At 53.5% G+C, this 22,589-nt stretch carries 22 protein-coding genes; 20 read left to right on the forward strand and 2 right to left on the reverse strand.

Annotation, left to right across the window (positions count from 1 at the left end; translation table 11 throughout):
• Positions 1–8 precede the first annotated feature (8 nt).
• Positions 9–206 (reverse strand): YjzC family protein, encoded by a 198-nt coding sequence (locus BMW84_RS14940; RefSeq protein ID WP_091069821.1) that lies wholly within the window; start codon positions 204–206, stop codon positions 9–11.
• 219 nt (positions 207–425) lie between these two features.
• Between BMW84_RS14940 and rpsF the strand changes: the two genes are divergently transcribed.
• The 19 genes from rpsF to BMW84_RS15035 all read left to right on the forward strand — a co-directional run bounded on the left by rpsF (position 426) and on the right by BMW84_RS15035 (position 20,780).
• A complete protein-coding gene (gene rpsF, locus BMW84_RS14945) occupies positions 426–710 on the forward strand; it encodes a 30S ribosomal protein S6 (protein ID WP_091069822.1) in 285 nt (94 codons plus the stop codon).
• Positions 711–756: 46 nt separating this feature from the next.
• Positions 757–1,254: a single-stranded DNA-binding protein gene (gene ssb / locus BMW84_RS14950; protein ID WP_091069824.1), complete on the forward strand. Its 498-nt coding sequence runs from the start codon at positions 757–759 to the stop codon at positions 1,252–1,254.
• A 22-nt stretch (positions 1,255–1,276) separates the two neighbouring features.
• On the forward strand, positions 1,277–1,549 hold the full coding sequence (rpsR, locus tag BMW84_RS14955) for a 30S ribosomal protein S18 (protein WP_091069826.1): 273 nt from the start codon (positions 1,277–1,279) through the stop codon (positions 1,547–1,549).
• A 522-nt stretch (positions 1,550–2,071) separates the two neighbouring features.
• On the forward strand, positions 2,072–4,039 hold the full coding sequence (locus tag BMW84_RS14960; RefSeq protein ID WP_091069827.1) for an endonuclease MutS2: 1,968 nt from the start codon (positions 2,072–2,074) through the stop codon (positions 4,037–4,039).
• A 298-nt stretch (positions 4,040–4,337) separates the two neighbouring features.
• Positions 4,338–5,366, forward strand: coding sequence for an LCP family protein (locus BMW84_RS14965; protein ID WP_091069829.1), 1,029 nt, complete (start codon positions 4,338–4,340; stop codon positions 5,364–5,366).
• Positions 5,367–5,513: 147 nt separating this feature from the next.
• Complete coding sequence (locus BMW84_RS14970) at positions 5,514–5,939, forward strand: CBS domain-containing protein (RefSeq protein WP_091069831.1); 426 nt, start codon at positions 5,514–5,516, stop codon at positions 5,937–5,939.
• Positions 5,940–6,105: 166 nt separating this feature from the next.
• The gene (locus BMW84_RS14975) at positions 6,106–6,408 is read left to right on the forward strand and encodes a MazG-like family protein (RefSeq protein WP_175498855.1); all 303 of its coding nucleotides are present in this window, start codon (positions 6,106–6,108) and stop codon (positions 6,406–6,408) included.
• Between the two features lie 6 nt (positions 6,409–6,414).
• Positions 6,415–7,344: a DUF2232 domain-containing protein gene (locus BMW84_RS14980; RefSeq protein WP_091069834.1), complete on the forward strand. Its 930-nt coding sequence runs from the start codon at positions 6,415–6,417 to the stop codon at positions 7,342–7,344.
• 11 nt (positions 7,345–7,355) lie between these two features.
• On the forward strand, positions 7,356–9,368 hold the full coding sequence (locus BMW84_RS14985; protein WP_091069836.1) for a DHH family phosphoesterase: 2,013 nt from the start codon (positions 7,356–7,358) through the stop codon (positions 9,366–9,368).
• Positions 9,365–9,811, forward strand: coding sequence for a 50S ribosomal protein L9 (gene rplI, locus BMW84_RS14990; protein ID WP_091069838.1), 447 nt, complete (start codon positions 9,365–9,367; stop codon positions 9,809–9,811). Before BMW84_RS14985 ends, rplI begins: the two co-directional genes overlap by 4 nt.
• 1 nt (position 9,812) lies before the next feature.
• Positions 9,813–11,174, forward strand: a complete 1,362-nt coding sequence (gene dnaB / locus BMW84_RS14995) for a replicative DNA helicase (RefSeq protein ID WP_091069840.1) — start codon at positions 9,813–9,815, stop codon at positions 11,172–11,174.
• A gap of 212 nt (positions 11,175–11,386) precedes the next feature.
• Positions 11,387–12,673: an adenylosuccinate synthase gene (locus BMW84_RS15000; protein WP_091069842.1), complete on the forward strand. Its 1,287-nt coding sequence runs from the start codon at positions 11,387–11,389 to the stop codon at positions 12,671–12,673.
• A gap of 143 nt (positions 12,674–12,816) precedes the next feature.
• Complete coding sequence (locus BMW84_RS15005) at positions 12,817–13,392, forward strand: hypothetical protein (RefSeq protein WP_091069844.1); 576 nt, start codon at positions 12,817–12,819, stop codon at positions 13,390–13,392.
• Positions 13,393–13,679: 287 nt separating this feature from the next.
• A complete protein-coding gene (locus BMW84_RS15010) occupies positions 13,680–15,188 on the forward strand; it encodes a peptidoglycan DD-metalloendopeptidase family protein (protein WP_091069845.1) in 1,509 nt (502 codons plus the stop codon).
• A 149-nt stretch (positions 15,189–15,337) separates the two neighbouring features.
• Positions 15,338–16,069, forward strand: coding sequence for a response regulator YycF (yycF, locus tag BMW84_RS15015; protein WP_091069847.1), 732 nt, complete (start codon positions 15,338–15,340; stop codon positions 16,067–16,069).
• Positions 16,069–17,901, forward strand: a complete 1,833-nt coding sequence (gene walK, locus BMW84_RS15020) for a cell wall metabolism sensor histidine kinase WalK (RefSeq protein WP_091069848.1) — start codon at positions 16,069–16,071, stop codon at positions 17,899–17,901. Before yycF ends, walK begins: the two co-directional genes overlap by 1 nt.
• Positions 17,898–19,178: a YycH family regulatory protein gene (gene yycH / locus BMW84_RS15025; protein WP_091069850.1), complete on the forward strand. Its 1,281-nt coding sequence runs from the start codon at positions 17,898–17,900 to the stop codon at positions 19,176–19,178. Before walK ends, yycH begins: the two co-directional genes overlap by 4 nt.
• A gap of 36 nt (positions 19,179–19,214) precedes the next feature.
• A complete protein-coding gene (gene yycI / locus BMW84_RS15030; protein ID WP_091069852.1) occupies positions 19,215–19,955 on the forward strand; it encodes a two-component system regulatory protein YycI in 741 nt (246 codons plus the stop codon).
• Positions 19,956–19,973: 18 nt separating this feature from the next.
• Positions 19,974–20,780, forward strand: coding sequence for an MBL fold metallo-hydrolase (locus BMW84_RS15035; RefSeq protein ID WP_091069854.1), 807 nt, complete (start codon positions 19,974–19,976; stop codon positions 20,778–20,780).
• On the opposite strand, the gene BMW84_RS15040 is transcribed toward BMW84_RS15035, so the two are convergent.
• Complete coding sequence (locus BMW84_RS15040; RefSeq protein ID WP_091069856.1) at positions 20,749–20,955, reverse strand: hypothetical protein; 207 nt, start codon at positions 20,953–20,955, stop codon at positions 20,749–20,751. The two genes, BMW84_RS15035 and BMW84_RS15040, sit on opposite strands and share 32 nt — an antisense overlap.
• Before the next feature lie 228 nt (positions 20,956–21,183).
• Between BMW84_RS15040 and BMW84_RS15045 the strand changes: the two genes are divergently transcribed.
• The gene (locus tag BMW84_RS15045) at positions 21,184–22,431 is read left to right on the forward strand and encodes a S1C family serine protease (RefSeq protein WP_091069858.1); all 1,248 of its coding nucleotides are present in this window, start codon (positions 21,184–21,186) and stop codon (positions 22,429–22,431) included.
• The last annotated feature ends 158 nt before the right edge of the window (positions 22,432–22,589 follow it).

Here is a 22,589-nt window from a genome sequence, read left to right on the forward strand (position 1 = left end):
TTCGAAAATTAGTGCACGCGCGCCTTCTCGACTTTTTTCCACTTGCGATCCTTGTTGCTGGTTTCCGGGAAGCGTTCACCCTTTTCCAGTTCAATCCGCTTTGGATCCTGAATCTCCGTATGGAAGCTTCGCGCCTCGCCAACCTCCACATAGATGCCCGGATTCGGGGCACGGTCGCCTTTTTCAAATTCGGTACGTTCACCCATTGCTGCTTCCTCCATCTCATGAGTAGAATAGATGCCGTTTTATTGTGCGCCGCAACGCATTGCTTCATGTAGTTGGTTTTTAACCATGATCTGCCGAGCCTAGATATAGCTTGCAATGCTGCGGACAATTTGGTATATTAATACGGTGCGAGTTTACATTTGTGCTCGTCCTTGCTCCTGACTTGATCAGGGGCCTCAGACCATAAGGAGGTGAAAATTATGCGCAAATACGAAGTGATGTACATTATTCGTCCTGACATTGAACAAGAAGCCGTTCAAGCAGCAGTCGAAAAATTCCAAGGCGTCATCTCCAACGGCGGAGAAATTACAAAGCACGAAGTGCAAGGTAAACGCCGTCTTGCGTATGAGATCAAGAAATTCCGTGATGGCGTTTATGTTCTTGTTAACTTTACTGCAGAACCTGCAGTCGTTACCGAGCTTGAGCGTCAAATGAAAATTTCTGACGAAGTCATTCGTTATCTCATCACGAACGACGTAGCCTAAGACTTACCGAGCTTTGCAATGAATTGCCCAAAGGAGGGGACCTGAATTGTTGAACCGTATCATTTTGATCGGCCGGTTGACGCGTGACCCGGAACTTCGTTATACTCCAGCCGGCGTGGCGGTAACCCAGTTTACGCTTGCCGTAGACCGACCGTTTACCAGCCAAGGCGGCGAACGCGAAGCGGACTTCATTCCCGTCGTAACGTGGAGACAGCTGGCGGAGACCTGTGCCAATTATTTGCGCAAAGGCCGTCTGACAGCCGTAGAAGGACGCATTCAGGTACGGAATTACGAGAATAACGAAGGTAAACGTGTATACGTGACCGAAGTGATTGCCGATAATGTCCGTTTCCTTGAATCTTCGCAAAACCGTGAGGGCGGCAACGCTCCAAGCGGTGCGAGTATGCCTGAAGAGCCATCCTACGGTGGCGGCAACAGTGGACGCGGTAACAATAATAACTACTCGCGTAACAACAATAATCAAGATCCTTTTTCGGGCGATGGAAAACCGATCGATATTTCGGATGATGATTTGCCATTTTAATTAGGAAGGACTGACAACTGACATGGCTTTCAAACAAAGAGAAGGCGGAGACAACGACAAAAGACCAGCACGTCGTGGTGGACGCAACAAGCGCAAAAAAGTGTGCTACTTCACTGTGAACAAAATTACTCACATTGACTATAAAGATACTGATTTGCTGAAGAAATTCATCAGCGAACGTGGTAAAATTTTGCCGCGCCGTGTAACCGGCACAAGTGCGAAATACCAACGTGCTCTGACCATTGCTGTAAAACGCTCGCGTCAAATCGCGCTGCTGCCTTACACAACGGAATAAGCTTACAGAAAGCGGCCGGATTCCCGGCCGCTTTTTTAATTCGGAAATTTATTTTACTGCTCCGCTGCTGCCCGGTGCAATTGACGCCGGCCTGAGAATATAGTACATTACAGATATCCTAAGCCAAAGGGGAAATTTTGATGTCGGTGAGCGTTCTTAACTAAGCAATTTCATATCACGGTTCAATAAGCGAGCGGTGCTTTAAAGTACCTGCTTTGTTTGCATCTGCTTGAAGGCGGAAGCATCTTGTTGAAGTGATGAAATTAGTTAAGAACACGCAAAGCGTCAACATTGGCCTCATTCCGGCTAACTGTTCACTTTGAGATTACCGTGCTCTTGCAGCACGGTTTTTTTGCGTTCAAGGAAGGTTGCCCCTGTAAAGGCAGCCTGGTTTGAGCGCTGCAAAGGAGGACAATCCGGAAGCGAAGAGGGCAAAGACAGCGAACGCGCTGTTTTTGCCCTCTTTTTTACGTTTAGGCGTCTATTTTAAAGCAAGACGAATGCGATCGGAGGAATAGAAAAATGAAATGGCAAAGCATCAATATTCTTGAATACGAACAAATCAAAGCGGATCTGCAAAATCATATCGTATCTTATGAAGGCAAAAGGCATGTAGAGGAACTCATGCCGATGACATCGCTGGCGGCAATCGGGCGGGCCATGGAAGAGACGGAAGAAGCGAAGGAGCTCCTGGACAAAGGGGCAAGCGTACCGATTCCTTCCCTTGAAGGAATGGAGTGGATGATGTCCCTGCTGGGCACGGGATATTTATTTACGGAAGGCGATCTTACGGCGGTTGCTACTTTTCTGAACAGCTGCAGCCAGCTGCGAAAATATATGGCTGCCAAGGAAATGTTCGCGCCGCGGATCGCGGCCTATGCCGGTTCGCTGCTGGAGCTGCGGCAGGTGCGTGAGGAGATTGAACGCTGTATCCGATTTGGCGTCATTGAAGATGATGCCAGCAAAGGGCTGGAGAAGGTACGTAAGCGCCTGGCAGTAGCTAAAGAAAGGCTGCACCGCAAGCTGGATAGCCTGATGGCAAAACACCAAAGTATTCTGCAGGAGAACTTGATCAGCATGCGCGGCGGACGATATGTCATTCCGGTCAAACGCGAATACCATAAGCAAATCAAAGGAGCGGTACTGGACCAATCGACCAGCGGCCAGACGGTATTTGTCGAGCCGTATGAAATTGCTGCACTTCAAGGAGAGATGGAGCTGCTCAGTGCCGAGGAAGCCAGGGAAGAGGCTATCATTCTGAGCCAGCTAACGGCCATGGTGGAGCGGGAGCAGGAAGCGCTGCGGCTGAATATTGAGATCACCGGCAATTACGATTTCATCTTTGCCAAAGCGAAATACGCCCGTACGCTGGGAGCCAAGCGCGTCTCGCTGAATGAGCGAGGAATCTTCAAGCTGAATGGCGGGCGGCATCCGAAGCTGGCGCAAATGATCCCTGTCAGCCTGGAGTTCGGACGGGGATACAAGTCACTGATTATCACCGGCCCGAATACGGGAGGCAAGACCGTTGTGCTGAAGACGCTGGGGCTCCTTGCCGTTATGGCACAATCCGGACTTCTGGTGCCGGCGGAGGCGGACAGTGAATTTGCCGTTTTTGGCGACGTGATCAGCGTCATTGGCGACGGACAAAGCCTAACGCAGTCGCTCAGCACCTTTTCCGCGCAAATGAAAAGCATTGAAGGGATGCTGCGGCAAGCCGAGCCGGGCGTGCTGCTGCTGATTGACGAGCTGGCGGCAGGAACAGACCCGGGCGAAGGCTTTGCCCTCTCCATTGCGATTCTGGAAGAGCTGAGCCGCAAGGGGGCCAATATCGTCGTTACCACCCATTTCAACGAACTAAAGACGTTTGGCGCCACCGCGGAAGGTTTCCGCAATGCAAGGATGGAGTTTGACAAGGAGACGCTCCAGCCGCTGTATAAGCTGACGATTGGCGAAGCCGGGGAAAGCTATGCGCTGCAAATCGCCGCGAAACTCGGCATTCCGGAGGCGGTGATCGGCCGCTCCCGCGAGCTCGTCGGCGCCCGGCAGCCGCAGGGGAGCAATATCGGCCTTTTGCCCATAACTCCGCAGCTTACTATGGAAAGAGACCAACTGGCGGGCAGGCCAAACCGGCCTTCCAAGCCGGAGCAAGCCCAAAACGTGTCTCATGAGATAATGGAGGAAGTATCGGAACTGCCGAAATCGTCTAAAGGGTTTGCCATCGGGGATGCGGTCTATGTGACCTCGCTTCGCCGGACAGGGATTGTCTATGCCGAGCAGGATCCCATGGGGATGGTCGGGGTTATGATCCAGAAACAGAAGTTGCGCTTTAACCATAAGCGGCTGAAGCCTTATTTATCCAAGGATGAGCTGTATCCGGAGGAATACGACTTTGACATTATTTTTGAAAGCAAGGAAAACCGCAAGAAACGGAAGCTGATGCGGCGTAAGCATGTCGAAGGAATGAGCATTATCAAAACGGAGGATGAATAAGACAGGATACACGGTCCGCCCGCAGGGGCGGGCTTTTTTTTCGTTAACCGCCTTTTTATTAATTTGGAACAAATTTGCCAAGCAAACGTCATATACATATGTAAAATCCGCGACCTGTTGCAGAAAATGTCGTTAATTGTTATTTCCTTTTGCAAGCCAAGTGTTTACAATAGAAATATTGTTTGTTTCAAGCACGGAAGGGGGAAATTAAAATACGGGGTTCATCCCGCATTCATTCGTGTAAAGTCATGTGAGGATCTGTTCATATATATTCCATTATAAAGAAGGTAAATTTAATATGAAAAAACTGAAAAAGCGATATATCGCGCTTCTTGTATTGTTCCTTGTCGTTGCCGGCGGGTATATATTCCGCAATTCGCTGGCAGTACTCGCCTTTGATTTATTTTTGTCCGATAAGGTGGAAGCCAAATTGGAGCAGGAGTCGTATAAGCCGCTCGATAATGAGGGAGTCACGGTCAAACCCGAGCCGGTCGTTTATAAAAGCGATCCGTTTTCGGTTATGTTGCTCGGTACCGACCAGCGTGCTGAGGAGCCGGCCCGTTCCGATACGATGATCTTCGCCGTGGTGCGCCCGGAGGATTACAAGCTGCTGCTGATCTCCATTCCGCGCGATACGTATACCGAAATCATCGGCCATAAAGACAATAAAAAAGACAAGATTACGCATGCCTACGCATTCGGCGGACAGAAGATGGCCAAAGATACGCTGGAGGCGCTGCTGGATAATGAAATCCAGTATTATGCCACCATCAACTTCCAAGGTCTTAAAGACGCGGTTGACGCCATTGGCGGCCTGCCGCTGCCGATTCAGAAGGATATTGTCAACAAAGGTAAAGACCATGAGAAATTTTCGATCGAAGGCGGAAAATCGAATTATAACGGCGAAGAGTCGCTGAACTATACACGATACCGCGAGGACAGCGATTTTAACCGGACCAAACGCCAGCAGGTCTTTATTGACGTCTTCGCGAATAAAATGTTATCGATCAGCCAAATCGGCAAAATTCCGGAGCTGCTCGATATCATGGGCAAAAATTTCACGACCGACATGCAGCCGTCCATGATTATCAGCCTCGCCAAGAAGTTCATGACCGGCAAAGATATGGACATCTCAAGCTTCACGGTAATGGGCGAAAGCGAACGGATCAACGGCATTTATTACGATATTCCCGATGAAGAGGATCTGACCGAAGCGAGAAAGCTGATCGACAATTGGATGAACGCCGCTACGCCGGCCAATCAGCTGATCGAGCCGGGCAAAGCAGAAAATGCGCTTAAGCCTTCTGCCACGCCGGCAGCACAGTAATCAAGCATTCTTTATGATCTCCTTATAGCTTATTTAAAAGATCGGCAGCCATTTGTAACAACCAGGTGGCTGCTGCTTCTTTTGTTCATGCTATAATGGAAAAGAACAAGGATAATCTTTCGAGATCTTCTCGAGGAGGAGCAACAGATGAACATTGCGTTTTTTTTGCTTCCGAAACAGGAAGTGGCGTGCGTAACACTGGACTCCACACTGCGCCAGACGCTTGAACGGATGGAGTACCACCGCTACACGGCGGTGCCGATTTTGACCCATCAGGGCGAATATGCCGGGACGGTAACCGAAGGCGATTTGCTGTGGTACATGAAGGATTCGGGCGGAACGATCAATTTTGAGAATGCATCCAAATATTTGCTTAAGGATGTGCCGCTGCGGATGAATAATCTGCCGGTGTCCATCGACGCCGATATGGAGGATTTGATCAAGCTGGCCAAGGTTCAGAATTTCGTGCCGGTGGTGGACGACATGAACCGGTTCATTGGTATTGTCCGCCGCAGTCAAATCATTGAATACTGTGAGAAGATCGTCTCGCGCCAATCCCAGGAATCATTTTAAACCGATTTCATACAGGGTTCACCAGGCCTGCAGCCCCGCCAAACCAGCGGTCCTGCGGGCCTTTCCGGCTTTTGATGGGGGCAGGGAAGGTTTGTGTGGCCGGGAAATATTTATGCTATAATGGAGAATAATGCTTTTTACCCGGAGGTAGAGAGAAATGCCCAATATGCCGAAGGATCTGGATGTAGCCAAACGCGCCAAAGTCATTGAATGGTTAAAAACCGAAGTCATTGACCAGGTCTCGCGGTTATTCAAAGCGCTCTGGGAAGGCAGTACGGCCCGTGTCGGCGACAGTTTGGCCAGTCTGCTGATGAGTGCGTATATACTGGGACGCAGGCTTGGAATTCCTTACCGCGAGATGGATGAACTGCTGCTGGAGAAGCTCCGCAAGCACAGACAGGAAGGTCACCAGCTTGAGGAATGGTATCAGGATATATCCGCGTTAGAAGAACATATGCGTAAGAGGTGAATACTGTTGAAATTTCGCTGGAATTCCGTGGCATGGAGCATCGTCTATCTGCTTTTGCTGCTATCCTTGTCCACCCCGCTGATTATTGTTACTACCCTGTTTTTGATTATTCCCGCCGCATTATTGTTTGCAACCTTAAACAACAGGCAGTTTGTACTTCATATCCTGCCGATTTTGCTGATCGTGGGTCTCATTACACCGGTATATGTGCTGATTGCTGTGTATTTTCTGATTCCGGCCCTCGTCATGGGCCACTGGTACCGGAAAAGGGCTTCGGCCATGTCGACGCTCATCGCCGGCACAGTAACGATTCTGGGCGAGTTTTTGCTGCTGCTGCTGCTGGGAACTCTGTTGTTTGATTTCAGTCTGTCGGCGTATATTAATGATTATGTCAGCGATCTGTACGGACTGTTGACTTCGCCGTTGTCCGGCTTGAATACAGGCAACCCGCTGGCCACCGATCTGAAGCTCTCCGCCGATGATATCAGCAAAATAAGCACGATGACCCTGCAAATTATTCCAATGATGCTGATTCTCAGCTCGATGGTCCTGTCGGTCATTACGCATATCATTGTACGTCCGATTCTGAACAGCATGGAATATGCCGTTCCAAAGCTGAAGCCGGCCCGCGACTGGCGGATCCCGCGCTCCTTTATCTGGTATTACCTGCTGGCGGTAATTGTCAGTATGCTGTTCGGCCATTCGGACAGCGGCTTTATCGTCATGATTACGCTCAATTTGCTGCCGCTGCTGCGGTTGGCGTTCAAAGTGCAGACGATAGGCTTCCTCTTCTTCCTGGTCCATGAGCGGAAATGGAGCAAATTTGTAGCGGTGGTTCTGGCCATTCCAGTGCTGCTGCTGCCGGGATTATGGATTATCGGTGTCATTGACACCGTCTTCCCGCTGCGGGAGTATGTGAAGAAATCGAAACGATAGGGTGAGAGCTCATGCCTAAATTTCTGCAACGACGCTGGCACGGCTATCATACCGTCTGGGCGTTTCTGCTGCTGCTGATCCTGATCATTATCGTCAGCATTTATTCGTGGGTACTTGGCGTGGCCAGCATGTTTCTGGCCGGAATGCTTTGTTTCTCCATGCTGAAATCGGAGCTGTCGTTCCGCCGGAATCTGGTGGAGTATATCAGCGGCCTTTCTTTTCGCATCAAGCGGGTGGAGGGCGAGGCCGTCAGCACGCTTCCGCTGGGCATTATCCTATACAGCGAGGACCGGACCGTAGAGTGGAATAACCGGAATGCCGGGGATATCTTCTCCCGGAAATCGCTGGTGGGCGAAGCGCTGCAGGAGCTGCTGCCGGAAATGTTCCCGCTGATGCAGGCGCCGGCAGCGGGTCAAACCAAACGCGAGCCGGTTAAGGAAAACGGGTCGAAAGAGGTCCGGCAGGAGATCATGGTCGACGGCCGGCATTATCAGATTGTAATTATCCCTAGTGAGCGAATGATCTATTTGCAGGATATCACGGAGCTAGTCGTGCTGCGCGAGCGGTACGAGGACGAGAAGCTTGCCGTCGGTATCGTTCTGATGGATAACCTGGATGAAGCTGCGCAGGGCATGGACGATCAGCAACGGACATCGTTGATCGCCAAGGTGGCCAGCGAGATTACGGAATGGAGCAAGCAGTACGAGGTATATTTGCGCCGATTGTCTTCGGAGCGGTACCTGATGCTGCTTAACCACCGCAGCCTGCAGGCGCTGGAGGAGAGCCGTTTCGTCATTCTCGATGAAATCCGCGAGATGACGGCGGATTTGAAGGTGCCGATGACGCTGAGCATCGGCCTCGCTTTCGGTGCCGAGTCGGCCAGTGAGCTCGGCGCGCTGGCGCAGTCGAGCCTTGATATGGCGCTCGGCCGCGGCGGCGACCAGGCCGCTGTAAAAGCCGGCCAGCGGCTGTCCTTCTACGGCGGCAAGAGCAACGCCGCCGAGAAACGCACGCGGGTGCGCGCGCGGGTCATCGCCCACGCGCTGCGGGACTTGATGCAGGAAAGCGACCGGGTGCTGATCATGGGGCACCGGGTGCCGGACATCGACTCGATCGGGGCGGCCATCGGCCTGCTGAAGGCGGCGCAGATGTATAACGTTGATGCGGCGATCGTCTCGGACGGGCCGAACCCGTCCATCGCTAAGATGATGGAGCAGATCCGCAAGGATGAGGAGCTGAATCAATCCTTTATCTCTGCCGAGCAGGCGCTTCAGATCATGACGGAGCATACGCTGCTCATCGTGGTGGATACCCATAAAGGCTCGATGACCATCGAGCCACGGCTGGTGCAATACGCCAGCCGGATCGTCGTCGTCGACCATCACCGCCGGGGCGAGGAGTTTATCAACGACGCGGTGCTCGTCTATTTGGAACCGTATGCGTCCTCCACCTGCGAGCTGGTCACCGAATTGTTGCAGTATATCCATGACAAGATCCGGCTGAGCCCGCTGGAAGCCACGATGCTGCTGGCCGGGATCACCGTGGACACGAAGCATTTTGCGCTGCATACCGGATCGCGGACATTTGAAGCTGCGGGGTTCCTGCGGCGGATCGGGGCCGATACGATTCTGATCCAGCGGATGCTCAAAGAGGATCTGGAGGAGTATCTCTCCAAAGCGGAAATCATCAAGCATGCACGGATGGTCTACGACCACATTGCGCTGGTAGTGACCGAACCGGGTATGAAGATTCCGCAGCTGCTGATCGCGCAAGCCGCGGATACGCTGCTGGGCATGACCGATGTCGTCGCTTCCTTCGTGGTCAGCGAACGTCCGGACGGCCTAATCGGCATCAGTGCCCGTTCGCTTGGACGAATGAATGTGCAAGTGGTGATGGAGAAGCTTGGCGGCGGCGGCCATTTGTCCAATGCGGCAGTGCAGCTGGAAGGGACATGCAAGGAAGCAGAAGCCAGACTGCTTGAAGTGCTGGCGGAAATCGAAGCGAAAGAGGGGCTATTCGAATGAAAGTAATATTCCTAAAAGACGTTAAAGGCCAAGGCAAAAAAGGACAAATCAAAGAGGTATCCGAAGGATACGCTACAAACTTCCTGCTGCCGCGCGGACTGGTCCGTCCGGCAACCGACGGCAACGTGAAGACGCTGGAGAACCAAGCCGCGGCCGAAGTGCGCAAGAAGGAACAGGAAAAGGATGAAGCGCGTCAGCTGGGCGCTAAATTGGACGAGCTGACCCTGACCATGAAAGCGAAAGCCGGAGAAGGCGGACGCCTGTTCGGCGCGATCACCAGCAAGCAAATCGCCGAATCGCTGGCCGCGACCCATGGCATCGCCATCGACAAACGCAAAATCGAACTGAACGATTCGATCCGCCATATTGGAACCTTTAATGTGCATGTGAAACTGCATACCGAAGTGAAGGCGAACCTTACCGTTCATGTGACGGAGGAATAATATGGGCGGAGAGCTCTTTTTCGACCGGATTCCTCCGCAGAATCTGGAGGCGGAACAGGCCGTGATCGGCGCCGTTCTGCTGCAGGACGAAGCGCTGATCACGGCGATGGAGCGGGTTAACACCGAGGACTTCTACGATAAAGCGCATCAAATGATCTTCGAGGCGATGGTCCAGCTCGGCGAAGAAAGCCAGCCGATCGATCTGGTCACCTTAACCTCGAAGCTGCAGGATAAAGGACAGCTGGAGGATATCGGCGGCGTCAGTTATTTGGCCAAGCTGGCTCATGCGGTACCGACCGCAGCCAACGTCGAGTATTACGCCCAGATTATTGAAGAAAAAGCGATGCTCCGCCGGCTGATTCGCACAGCCACGCAGATCGTCAGCGAAGGCTACACCGGCGGCGAGGATGTCGGCGATCTCTTAAGCGATGCCGAACGGCGGATTTTGGAGATCTCCAACCGGCGCAGCGGCAGCGGCTTTATCGCCATCCGCGATGTGCTAATGGAGGTCTTTGACCGGGTGGAGCTGCTCCATCAGAATAAAGGGAATACTTCGGGGATCCCGACGGGCTTCGTCGATCTCGACAAGATGACCAACGGCTTCCAACGCAACGACCTGATTATCGTGGCCGCCCGGCCTTCTGTGGGTAAAACCGCCTTCGCGCTGAATATCGCGCAGAACGTGGCGGTACGTGCCAAAGAAACGGTCGCCATCTTTAGTCTGGAAATGTCGGCGCCGCAGCTGGTGCAGCGGATGATTTGCGCGGAGGCCAATCTGGATGCGAACATCATGCGGACCGGCGACTTCAAAAGCGATGACGATTGGGCCAAGCTGACGATGGGCATCCAGTCGCTGTCGGAGTCGGAGATCTATATCGACGATACGCCGGGCGTCACGGTGCAGGATATCCGCTCCAAATGCCGCCGGCTGAAGAAGGAAAAAGGGCTGGGGATGATTGTCATCGACTACCTCCAGCTCATTCAAGGCCGGGGTAAAGCCGGCGAGAACCGCCAGCAGGAAGTATCTGAAATCTCTCGTACACTGAAGCAAATTGCCCGTGAGCTGGACGTTCCGGTCATTGCCTTGTCCCAGCTCAGCCGGGGCGTGGAGCAGCGGCAGGATAAACGCCCGATGATGAGTGACTTGCGCGAATCCGGTTCCATCGAGCAGGACGCCGATATCGTCGCTTTTTTGTACCGGGATGATTATTACAATCAAGATACGGAAAAAAAGAATATTATCGAAATCATTATTGCCAAACAGCGTAATGGTCCCGTGGGCACCGTCGAGCTTGTTTTTTTGAAAAATTTTAACAAGTTCGTCAACTACGAGCGCACGCATGCAGAACCTTTTGCAGGTTAGGCGATTTCCGCACAATATCCGAACGATTGCACATTTTAATGGGTGATCGTTCGTTTTTATTTGACTTTGAAAAGTACCGCTGGTACACTGGTTATTGTGCTTTAGTGGGTTAAACCGCTTTAGCGGCCAGAGGGGCTACGTAGGGAAGTGCGCTACAAGCCCATATTTTTGAAAAATAATGGTGCCGTGCATGCACCTACGGAGGAATGAACATGTCAACGGTAGTCGTCGTGGGAACACAATGGGGAGACGAAGGCAAAGGGAAGATCACGGATTTTCTGGCGGAAAGCGCTGATGTGGTCGCTCGTTATCAAGGGGGTAACAATGCCGGTCACACGATTCTGATTGACGGTAAGAAATTCAAGCTCAGCCTGATTCCATCCGGCGTATTTTATAAAGAGAAAACCTGCGTCATCGGCAACGGAATGGTCATCAATCCGGAGGCGCTGATTCAGGAAATCAACTATATCCACGAAAACGGCTTTGATACGAAAAATCTGGTGATCAGCGACCGCGCGCATGTCATTATGCCTTATCATATGCTGCTGGATGCGCTGGAAGAAGACCGCAAGGGGCCGAACAAAATCGGCACCACGCGCAAGGGCATCGGTCCGGCCTACATGGACAAAGCGGCGCGCAACGGGATTCGCATTGCCGACTTAATGGACCCTGAAGAGTTCGAGCAGCGGTTGCGTCCTCTGATGAAAGAGAAAAACCAGATCATTACCCAAGTCTACGGCGCCGAGCCGCTGGATGTGGAAGAAATTCTGGTCAAATATTTAGGTTATGCCGAGACGCTGCGTGGCTACGTGACCGATACGTCGGTGGTGCTGAACGATGCAATCGACGCAGACTCGAAGGTGCTGTTCGAAGGCGCCCAAGGCGTTATGCTGGATATCGACCAAGGGACATATCCGTTTGTGACGTCCTCGAACCCGTCGGCCGGCGGCGTCTGCATCGGTTCGGGCGTAGGACCGTCCAAGATTAAGCAAGTCATCGGTGTAGCCAAATCGTATACGACCCGCGTTGGCGACGGACCGTTCCCGACCGAACTGAAGGATGCGACAGGTGACTACATCCGCGAGACCGGCCATGAATACGGTACGGTGACCGGACGTCCGCGCCGTGTAGGCTGGTTCGACAGCGTCGTTGTCCGCCACGCCCGCCGCGTAAGCGGTATTACCGGCCTGTCCCTGAACTCGCTGGACGTACTCAGCGGTCTTCCGACCGTGAAGATTTGCACAGGCTACAAATACCGCGGGGAGATCATTACCCACTATCCGGCCAGTCTTAAGATGCTTGCGGAATGCGAGGCGGTTTATGAAGAGCTGCCGGGCTGGAGCGAGGATATTACCGGTGCGAAGACGCTGGAAGATCTCCCGGAGAACACACGCAAGTATGTGGAACGGGTCGCCGAATTGACCGGGATTCCGATTGCGATTTTCTCCGTCGGCCGCAACCGTGAACAAACGAATCAGGTATTGCCTATCTACATCTAAGATCATCGAAGGGGCCTCCTTGGGGAGGCTCCTTTTTTGCGTTTTATGGAAGCTTTACGAAATCTCCCATGCAGGTTTTTTCCGGAGACTTCCGGTCAATACTGGAAGAGTAGGATAGAAGAGAGCAGCGGGAGGGATTGAACATGACCTGGTTAAAACGAGGGCTGGTGGTATGCCTGATTGTAGTGTTGGCCAGCGGCTTATCGGTGTTGACGACGGCGTATGTAGTAAATACGTATATCCAATCGGCGCTGGCAAGCTTCGATATCGAACTGGATGGAGCGAAACCCGGACTTGGCGGATTCATAGATCTATTGACCGGCAAAGACAGCAAAACTACTTCTGACGCTACGAAAGCACCGGAGGCTACGCCGAAACCGAGCGAAGCGCCGGCTGGAGAGAAGGTGCCCGAGGATTCATTGGCCGTCATGGGGCAGGCTTCGGATGCAGAAGAGCAAAGCCAGGATCTGGTCATGACGCCGGGTGCGATGAGCTCGATGAAAGATAACCTTGGCACCGATGAAAAATCCAATATTTTCAATATCTTGATGACCAAGGTTCCGGCAGAGGAGATGCAGAAGATCTCAGCAGCCATGGAAAACGGGCTGACCGAAAGCGAAGTCATGGACATCCAGCAGATTATCGCCAAATATGTGTCGGATGAGGAATATGACTCTTTAATGAAAATGCTTACACCGGATAAGACCTCTGAACCTTAAGTGGAAAATTATTGTCGTTTTTTGGACAAAGTTTGGCGTAAAAACTACATCTTTAAACCTAAAACCCGCGATTTATGCGGGTTTTTTACGTAGATGAAAGTTGAAATTTTTCTTCCGGCTATGTTAAAGTAAAAAAGGACTAAAAGGGGTTAATTTTTTGTAACCTTTTTTTGCGCTTTCATCAGGATCTACATCTATAGTCGCAACTATAAATAGACGCAGCAGAACACATATAAAGGGGTCGTACTACAGCCAACCGTTTGATGCGGGTTGAAAGGGAGAGTTTCATGAAAGGAACAAGTTTCTTGCGCCGGATGGGGAAACTGCGAAGCCGTGAAGAGCGGCCTGCAGAATCCGGGGCAGAGGGCCGTCAAGGAAGGAAAAGAACCATTCGGATCACCTGGATCGCCGCTTCCGCGGGACTGATTGTTCTGGCCTCTGTATTGGTCGGAGCGGAGAAGAAGTACGTAACTGCAAATACCGAGACCTATTACAAGGTAATGGTTAAGGGAACGGAGATCGGCACGATTCATGAGGTCGCTGAGCTTGACCAGCTGTTCGAGCAGAAGCGTGAGGCGTACCAGGAGAAATATCCGAAGGTTGAAATGGTGCTTCAAACGAGCGGAATCACGACCGAAGCAGCAAAGGACTACAAGCCTGAAATCGACAGTGAAGCGACGCTGGACAAGCTGGACGGAATGCTGAAAGCCTATGCGGTCGGCGTGGAGCTGGTCGTGGACGGAAAATCGCTTGGCATCGTGAAGGATCAGGCGACGGCCGCGGCTGTTTTGGAGAAGGTCAAAGCGCATTATGCGCCTCAGGCTGCAGCAGCAAAAACTACCGGCCTGATGAAGACGGCGGCGTCCATATCCGCCAAAACGACGGATACGGACAGCAGCAAAGTGGAGTCGGCGGAAATCCAGGAAGACGTTACCGTCGTTCCGGTCAAAGCGGATCCGAATAAGGTGCTCAGTGTAGACGAAGCAGTGCAGATGCTTACGAAAGGCAAGGAAGCACCAATGGTATATACCGTACAGGAAGGCGATACCATTTCAGCAATTGCCAAGCGGTACGGCGTGACCCAGGCGGAGCTGTTCCGCAACAATCCGGATATCAAGGAACTGACGCTGCAGATCGGCGACAACCTGAAGCTCACCGTGCCGCAGCCGGATCTGACCGTTGTGACGGTAGAGCAGATTACGGAGCAGCTGGTTACCGAACCGGAAGTCATCGTCCGTAAAAGCGCCGATCTGGCCGCAGGCAAAACCAAGGTCGTGCGCGAAGGACAGACGGGACTCAAGGAAATGCAGTACCGGGTAACCAAGGAGAACGGATTGGTCGTTAAGGAAGAGTGGCTCGGGCAGGCCGTGCTGAAGGCATCGCTTCCGGAGGTTGTGTACAGCGGGACCAAAGTGGCTGCCGAAAGTACGGGCCGGTTTGCATGGCCGGTGGTCGGTGCCACCTTATCCAGCAGCTACGGGGAACGTTGGGGCCGGGTACATAAAGGCGTCGATCTTGTATCCAGCAACCGTAACATCAAAGCGGCGGATGCCGGTGTCGTTACCTTTGCCGGGGTGCAAAACGGATACGGCAATGTCGTCATCGTCGACCACCGCAACGGTTATGTTACCTATTACGGCCATTTGAAATCGATCTCGGTATCGGTCGGCCAGAAGCTTCAGCAAGGATCCAAAATCGGCATCATGGGCAGCACCGGCCGTTCAACCGGAACGCATTTGCATTTCGAAATCCGGAAAAACGGGGTTGCCGTCAACCCGCTTAAGTATTTGAAATAATACCATACTCTAATGATGAGACCGTCCGGAGCCATCCGGGCGGTTTCCGCGTTTATAAGGGCTGGCGCCCGATGGTGGGATGTGAGGCGTAGACAGGTATGTTAGAATAAAGGGAAGGAAAAGTACTTGCGGAAAGGTGACACGGAGCGATGCGGATGGGAACGATTCTGGTTGTGGATGATGAGCAGCCGATTGCAGATATACTCAAGTTTAATTTGGAAAAAGAAGGATACGACGTCATCTGCGCCTTTGACGGCATCAGCGCCGTGGAGCTGGCCTTGTCCAAGCGGCCCGATTTGATGCTGCTGGATCTGATGCTGCCCGGCAAGGATGGCATGGACGTATGCCGCGAAGTGCGGCAGGCCCATCTGGATATTCCCATCATTATGCTGACCGCCAAAGACGGGGAGATCGATAAAGTACTTGGCCTGGAGCTGGGTGCGGACGACTATGTGACCAAGCCGTTCAGTACGCGCGAGCTGCTCGCCCGGGTCAAAGCGCAGATGCGGCGGCAGCATAAGCCGGTTCCGCAGGAGTCGGTCAGCGAGCCGCTGGAGAGCAAGCAAGGCATCCAGCATTTCGGCTTATTCGTCGACACCGATATGTATATGGTCTACAAGGACGGCGAACCGCTCGATTTGACCCACCGGGAATACGAGCTGCTGTATTATATGATCCGCAATGCCGGCAAGGTCATGACCCGCGAGCATCTGCTCCAGGCGGTTTGGGGCTTTGAATACTTCGGCGATGTGCGCACCGTCGACGTAACCATCCGCCGGCTTCGGGAGAAAATTGAAGAAAATCCAAGCAAGCCGGAATATATATTCACCCGCCGGGGACTCGGGTATTTAATGCATAGCCCGAAAAACGGAGGCCTGTGATGAAAGGGCTGTCCTTTTTTCGGACGATTCAAGCCAGACTGATCATTATTTATGTGCTGCTCATCCTGATTGCGATGCAGTTAATCGGGGTGTATTTCGTCAGTTCGATGAAGAATTCGCTGACCGACAACTTCACCAAGGACTTGAAGGCCCGGGCCGAGATGCTCTCCATTCTGACTGCCGATAAATTCGCCAGCGAAGCGGGAACGGCGGATGAGGAGTCCGCGGTGGAAAGCCTGCGCGGTATGGTCAACAATCTGTATATCAACGGCGCGGAGATTCAGGTGCTGGATGCCAGCGGAAAAATCATTACGACTTCCGTTCCGTCGCAGACCGACTATGTCGGCCAGCGCAATACGCAGACCGTGGTCAACCGCGCCCTGCAGGGCATCAGCGACAACGAGGAATACATTATTGCCGATGACAATGTGCGCAAGAAGGTGGTCGCAAAGCCGGTGATCTCCGGCGACAAGGTCGTAGGCGCGATCTATATTGCTGCCGACATGAAGGATCTGTACGCCACCATGCGGCGGATCAACAGCGTATTCCTGTCCGGGTTGCTGCTGGCGCTTGCTTTGACTGCCGTGCTTGGCGTCATTCTGGCCCATACCATTACGCATCCGATCAAGGAAATGACCAAACATGCGACGGCTTTGGCCGAGGGGAAATTCAACCGGAAGATGCCGCTGTTCGGCAATGACGAGATCGGCCAGCTCAGCCAGGCATTCAACTATATGACCGAACGGCTGCGCGAGGCGTTGTCGCAGAACGAGGAAGAGAAGGAGAAGCTGGAGTCCATTCTCGCCAATATGAGCGACGGCGTCGTCGCCGCCGACGAGGGCGGCCGGGTGATGTTAATGAATACCCGTGCTGCCGGCATGCTCGGATCGGAAGGGCCGCTGCCTGACGGGGCGCCGCTGTACGAGCTTTTGTCCCTCAGCACGGAGCAGACCGGCTCGCTGGCCGAGGGCAACGCCCAGTCGGCGATGCTGCATCTGTCGCCGATGGGCGGCGATGATCCGAAGATCGTGCGCGTCACGTTTACGCCGATCCACCGCCGGGAAGACGGGGGCATCGCCGGCACGATCGCCGTGCTCCAGGACGTCACCGAGCAGGAGAACCTGGAGGAGTCGCGGCGCGAATTCGTGGCGAATGTCTCGCATGAGCTGCGGACGCCGCTGACGACCATCAAGAGCTATGTTGAAGCGCTGGACGACGGCGCGCTGGACGATCAGCAGCTGGCGGTGCGGTTTGTCGGCGTCATCCGAAACGAAACCGAGCGGATGATCCGCCTGGTTACCGACCTGCTGCATCTTTCGCGGCTCGATTCCAAGGAATCCAGCCTGCGGATTCAGCAGACCGACATTGCCGAGATGCTGGAGGATGTAGCGGACCGCTTCTCCTTCCAACTCCGCCAGAAGCGGATTCATGTCAGCACCCAGGTGCGCAAGGATGCGGCCGTCGCCTGGCTGGACCGCGACCAGATCGACCAGGTGCTGGGCAATCTGGTGTCCAATGCGCTGAAATATACCCCTGAAGGCGGAATGATTCAGCTGGCTGCCCTCAAAAATGAAGAAGGCATGCTCTCCATCTCGGTGCGCGACTCCGGGATCGGGATTCCAAAGAAGGATATCGAGCGCATATTCGAACGCTTTTACCGGGTGGATAAAGCGCGCTCGCGGAATATGGGCGGTACGGGACTCGGCTTATCCATTGCCCGGGAAATTGTGAAGGCGCACGGCGGTTCCATTTCCCTGCAGTCCGAATTGAATGAAGGCTCGCTGGTCACCTTTACGCTGCCTATGAAAGAGCAAAGGGGGAGTGAGCAGTGAAAGAGAAAATCAAATCCTGGCTGCTCTTCCTGCTGGTCGTGGGGAGCCTGGTGGAGAGTTATTACCTGATCTACCGGCTCCCGGGCAGCGACTCGGCGGTGCTGTCGGAGAATCTGTATGTAAAGACGGACAATATGGGGCCGGAGGAGAAGGTCGAGAACCTAATCTATCCGGATAAAATGATCATTCATATGGGGGAGAACAAGCACACGTTGTTTTATCCCGATTCCACCTTTTACGATCTGATCTTCAACCGGCTGAAGGGCCGCAGCTTTGAGAGCTTTCAGCGGCATTCGGTGGTCGATTTCGACTGGAACAAGATTCGAAGCGAAAATTCGGGGATCGAGCTGAGCTTCGGGGCCGGCATTCCCGTGACGCTGCTGCAGCGCGTGATGCAGCTGTCGCCCGATTCGCTGTTCGAAGGCGAAAGCATCAACCGGATCTGGATCTACAATGTGAAAAACGATACCAAAGCCCATGCGGTGTTCTTCAGCACCCGGGGCGATGTCGTCTATGAAGCGGCCAAGGTCGACTTGACTATGCAGGACGTGCAGCAGCATGTCGACTTCGGGAAAAATTGGACGCCGTACACGCTGGCCGGCGGCGGCGCCTATTATATGCCGGAGGCGGAGTTGTCGCTTGTCCAGGCAGAGATGCCTTCCAGCATGTTCACGATTGAGCAGATGCAGAGCAATTTGTTCTCCGATGCCGGGAGCACCCGGTACATTCCGGAAAAGGATGGCTCGAAGATCTATACCGACAGCAAACGCAGCTTGCAGGTCGACCAAGAGCAGAACTGGATGAGCTTCAGCGATCCGGCGGCACTGTCGGCCGGCGACAGCACGCCGGCCAAAGACGTGCTCGAGGCCGTCGACTTCGTGAATCAGCACGGCGGCTGGAACGGCGCCTACCGGCTGGCTGCCGCAGAGGAGAGCCGGCAGGAACGCGAAGTGTCTTTCCAGCAGTATTACGGATCATATCCGATTATGAGCAAGCCGCATCTCCAGTACGGGGTGATTCAGCTGGTGCTGCAGCAGGGCGCGGTCTCTTCTTATGAACGTTCGCTGATGAACATCGACGAGAGCCTCGCCGTCAAAAAAGTGGTGACGCTCCCGGGCGGAGATACGCTGCGCGAGCGGCTTGCCGCGGTCGGACAATCGGCAACCGTTCGCGATCTGACGCCGGTGTACGTGCCGCTTGTCTCCGAGGGCAAGCTTCGGCTGTCCCCGGCGTGGCAGGTTACGCTCGCTGACGGAACCGTGCTTACATTGAATTAATTCAGCACCGCATTATGCGTTAAGGAGGAATCCGGGATGGACTGGGGACGGGCCAAAAATGTGCTCATCTACGCTTTTTTGGTATTGAATCTCATCTTGTGTTACCAGCTGTGGATTGATCTGCGCGACCAGGCCAGCGCCAACCTGGATTTCACCTCTTTGTCGGAGGAGACGCAGGCGGTGATGGAGCAGAAGGGGATCCGGGTGTTATGCCCGATCCCGGCGGCGACGCCGAAGCTCCCCAATATTACGTACCGCTATTCCGGCGACGAGCAGAATCAGGATCCGGTCAAGCTGAAGGAGCCGATCGACAGCGGGCTAATGTATTCTTCGTTCGCCGATTTAAGCAAAGCGCTGGCCGGGCAGATTCCGGACATCGGCAGCTACCAGTTTGACTCGCAGGAGAGCGAGGTCGGCAAATTTGTGCTCCATCCCCTGGTCGACGGGAAATGGCCGATGTATCAGATCCGGCTGGAGCTGCTCAACAGCAATCAGAAGATTGTCGCCTACCGCCTGCCCAAGCTTGAGCTGGGTGCGACCGGTACCGCGGACGTGCAGAAAGTCCTGCCCGCGTCGCAGGCGCTGAGCAGCCTGATTGAGAAATATTTGCCAACCGATTCCATTGTGAAGGAAATTGAGCTAGGCTATTACGGGGAGCTTTTTAATTCGGAGAGCCAGGTGGCTTCGCCGATGTGGCGGTTTATGCTGGAGAACGGCAGCGCCTACTACGTGGATGCCATCAGTGCGGACATTATCAGTCCGAAGACAACAGAGTAAAAGCAGGGAGAGAGAAACATGGGAATTTCATTTTCGGTGCTGTCCAGCGGGTCTACCGGCAATGTGACGGTGGTGCGCAACGGAGAGACTACGCTGATGATCGATGCCGGGCTCAGTGCGAAGCGGATCGACGAGCTGCTCGCGATGCGCGGGCTGACGGGCCGGGACATCCACGGCATACTGGTCACGCATGAGCATTCGGACCATATCAAAGGGCTGGGAGCGATGGCCCGCAAATACGAGCTTCCGATCTATGCCAACTCGAATACATGGGCGGCTATCGAAAAGGGAATTGGCGCTATCGAGGATCATCACCGGATGATCCTGGAGACGGGAGCTGCGCGTGATTTCGGCAGCCTTCGGGTGGAGTCGTTTGCCATCTCCCACGATGCGGCCGAGCCGGTGGGATATAATTTTTATGACGGGAATGAGAAGCTGTGCGTGGCCACCGATCTGGGATATGTCAGCGACAAAGTGAGAACGGCCATATCCGACGCCGATGTGCTGGTGCTCGAGGCGAATCACGATATTGAAATGCTGCGGATGGGGCGCTATCCGTGGAATACAAAGCGGCGCATTCTCGGGGACCTGGGACATCTGTCGAACGAAGCAGCCGGGGCGGCGCTCAGCGAGATTTTAACCGGACGAACGAAGCGGACCTATCTGGCCCACCTCAGCCGGGACCATAACATGATGGATTTGGCCAAAATGTCGGTGCGGGGGGCGATGGAGGACCGCGGGTGCTTTTACAAGGACAGCGAGTTCAGGCTTTGCGACACGTATTACGATCAGCCTACGCCATGGGATAAGGTGAGCCAATCATAAGCTTGTCCATCTGGGCGGCTTTCCCTTCGATTTCCTTGCGGGTGAATACGCCTTTGTCGATTAACACTTCGATCATGGCGCTTTGAAGCAGCAGCAGCTGGTAATGCTCTTCTTTGAGATCGCCCAGCTTGCCGATAAATTGAACCAGATCCATACTTGAGGAGAATGCCTCCATGATCTATCAGCTCCTTACTTGTTAAAAATTATCAGCGTGTTTATGACAGAAAAGACAAGGCCTGCGGGCCGTCCTGTGTTACAATTATAGCTGAGCGTATTTCAATACAGGATTGGCAGTTCCTTCTATTATTATAATCTTCGAAGCTGTAAAATATTCCGAATTCGTAGAACAGACACTGCCGATAGCATTGCAAAATGAGAGACCCTTAGAGGGGAGAGATGAACGGTGGGACTGTTTGATGACGATTTCTATTCGACAAAGGTATCGCGGCGAAGTCATCGAGAATCGAAAGACTCGAAGAGGTTTGGCAGCCGCAAGTGGGCGGTAAGCCGGCCGAGACGCAGTCTGGCAACCTGGCAGGTATCGGTAATCAGTTCCGTCATCAGCGCGGTGGTAGCCGTACTCCTGTTTGGCGTGGTCACCGGGGAACTGACCGATGAGCATGCAGGAAGCTCAGCCGTCATCGACAAGGTGGAGATGAGCAGCGGGGATCCGTATGACCGCCTCATTCAGGCCGCAGCTGCGGTGCGCCCTGCCGTGGTAAGCATCATCAACCATAAGGAAGACAACAAAGAAGAAAATGTTCTCGACGAGTCCTCGCTGGGCTCGGGTGTTATTTATAAGAAAGACAAGGATAAAGCACTGATCATTACGAATAATCATGTCATCGAAGGTTCAGGCAAGCTGGAAGTGGTGACGGTCGACGGGGAGACGCGCAAGGCGGAGCTGGTCGGCGCGGACAAGGTGACCGATATTGCCGTATTGTCGGTGGACGCAGCAGGCATCAACACGGTCGCGCAGATCGGCGACTCCTCCAAGCTGCGGCTAGGCGAGACGGTCATCGCCATCGGTAACCCGCTCGGACTGGGCGATACCCTGACCTCGGGGATCATCAGCTATACGGACCGGACCATTCCGGTCTCGCTCAATCAGGACGGCGTCTACGATTGGGAGCAGGATGTCATCCAGACCGATGCAGCCATTAACGAAGGCAACAGCGGCGGCGCACTCGTTGACCTTAACGGCAAGGTCATCGGCATCAACACGATGAAGATTTCCGATACCGGGGTTGAGGGCCTGGGCTTCGCCATTCCGGCTAACCATGTCATGGAAACGGCCGATGAACTGGTGGCGAACGGAAAAATTGCGCGTGCCTATCTGGGCGTGTATTCCGTAGATTTGAACAACCCTTATGTGCCGCTCGACGAAGAGCAGCGCAAAGCGCTGAATCTGCCGGATAGCGTCAAGGAAGGCGTAGTGGTGCTTGATGTGGTCGGACCGGCCAAAGAAGCGGGTCTGAAGCTGAATGATGTCATTACGGCGTTTAACGGTGAGCCGATTACCTCAACCTTATCGCTGCGCAAATATTTATACGATAAAACCAAAATCGGCGATGATTTGATGGTTACGTATTACCGTGATGGGGTAAAGAATGAAGTGAAGGTGAAACTTCTCGAAAAACCGGAGGAATAATCCCTCCGGATCCGGTATATAATAATGAGGCAAACGGCAGAGGGAATGCAGCCGCCGGCTCCCTGAAGGAGAGGCGGTTGACCCCTAACCTTTTTAAGGGAATACAGGATAAATACGGATACGCCCAACTTGCTTTAGCTAAGCAGATGTGATAACAT

This window comes from Paenibacillus sp. NFR01, from assembly GCF_900111565.1.
GTDB lineage: Bacteria > Bacillota > Bacilli > Paenibacillales > Paenibacillaceae > Paenibacillus_AQ.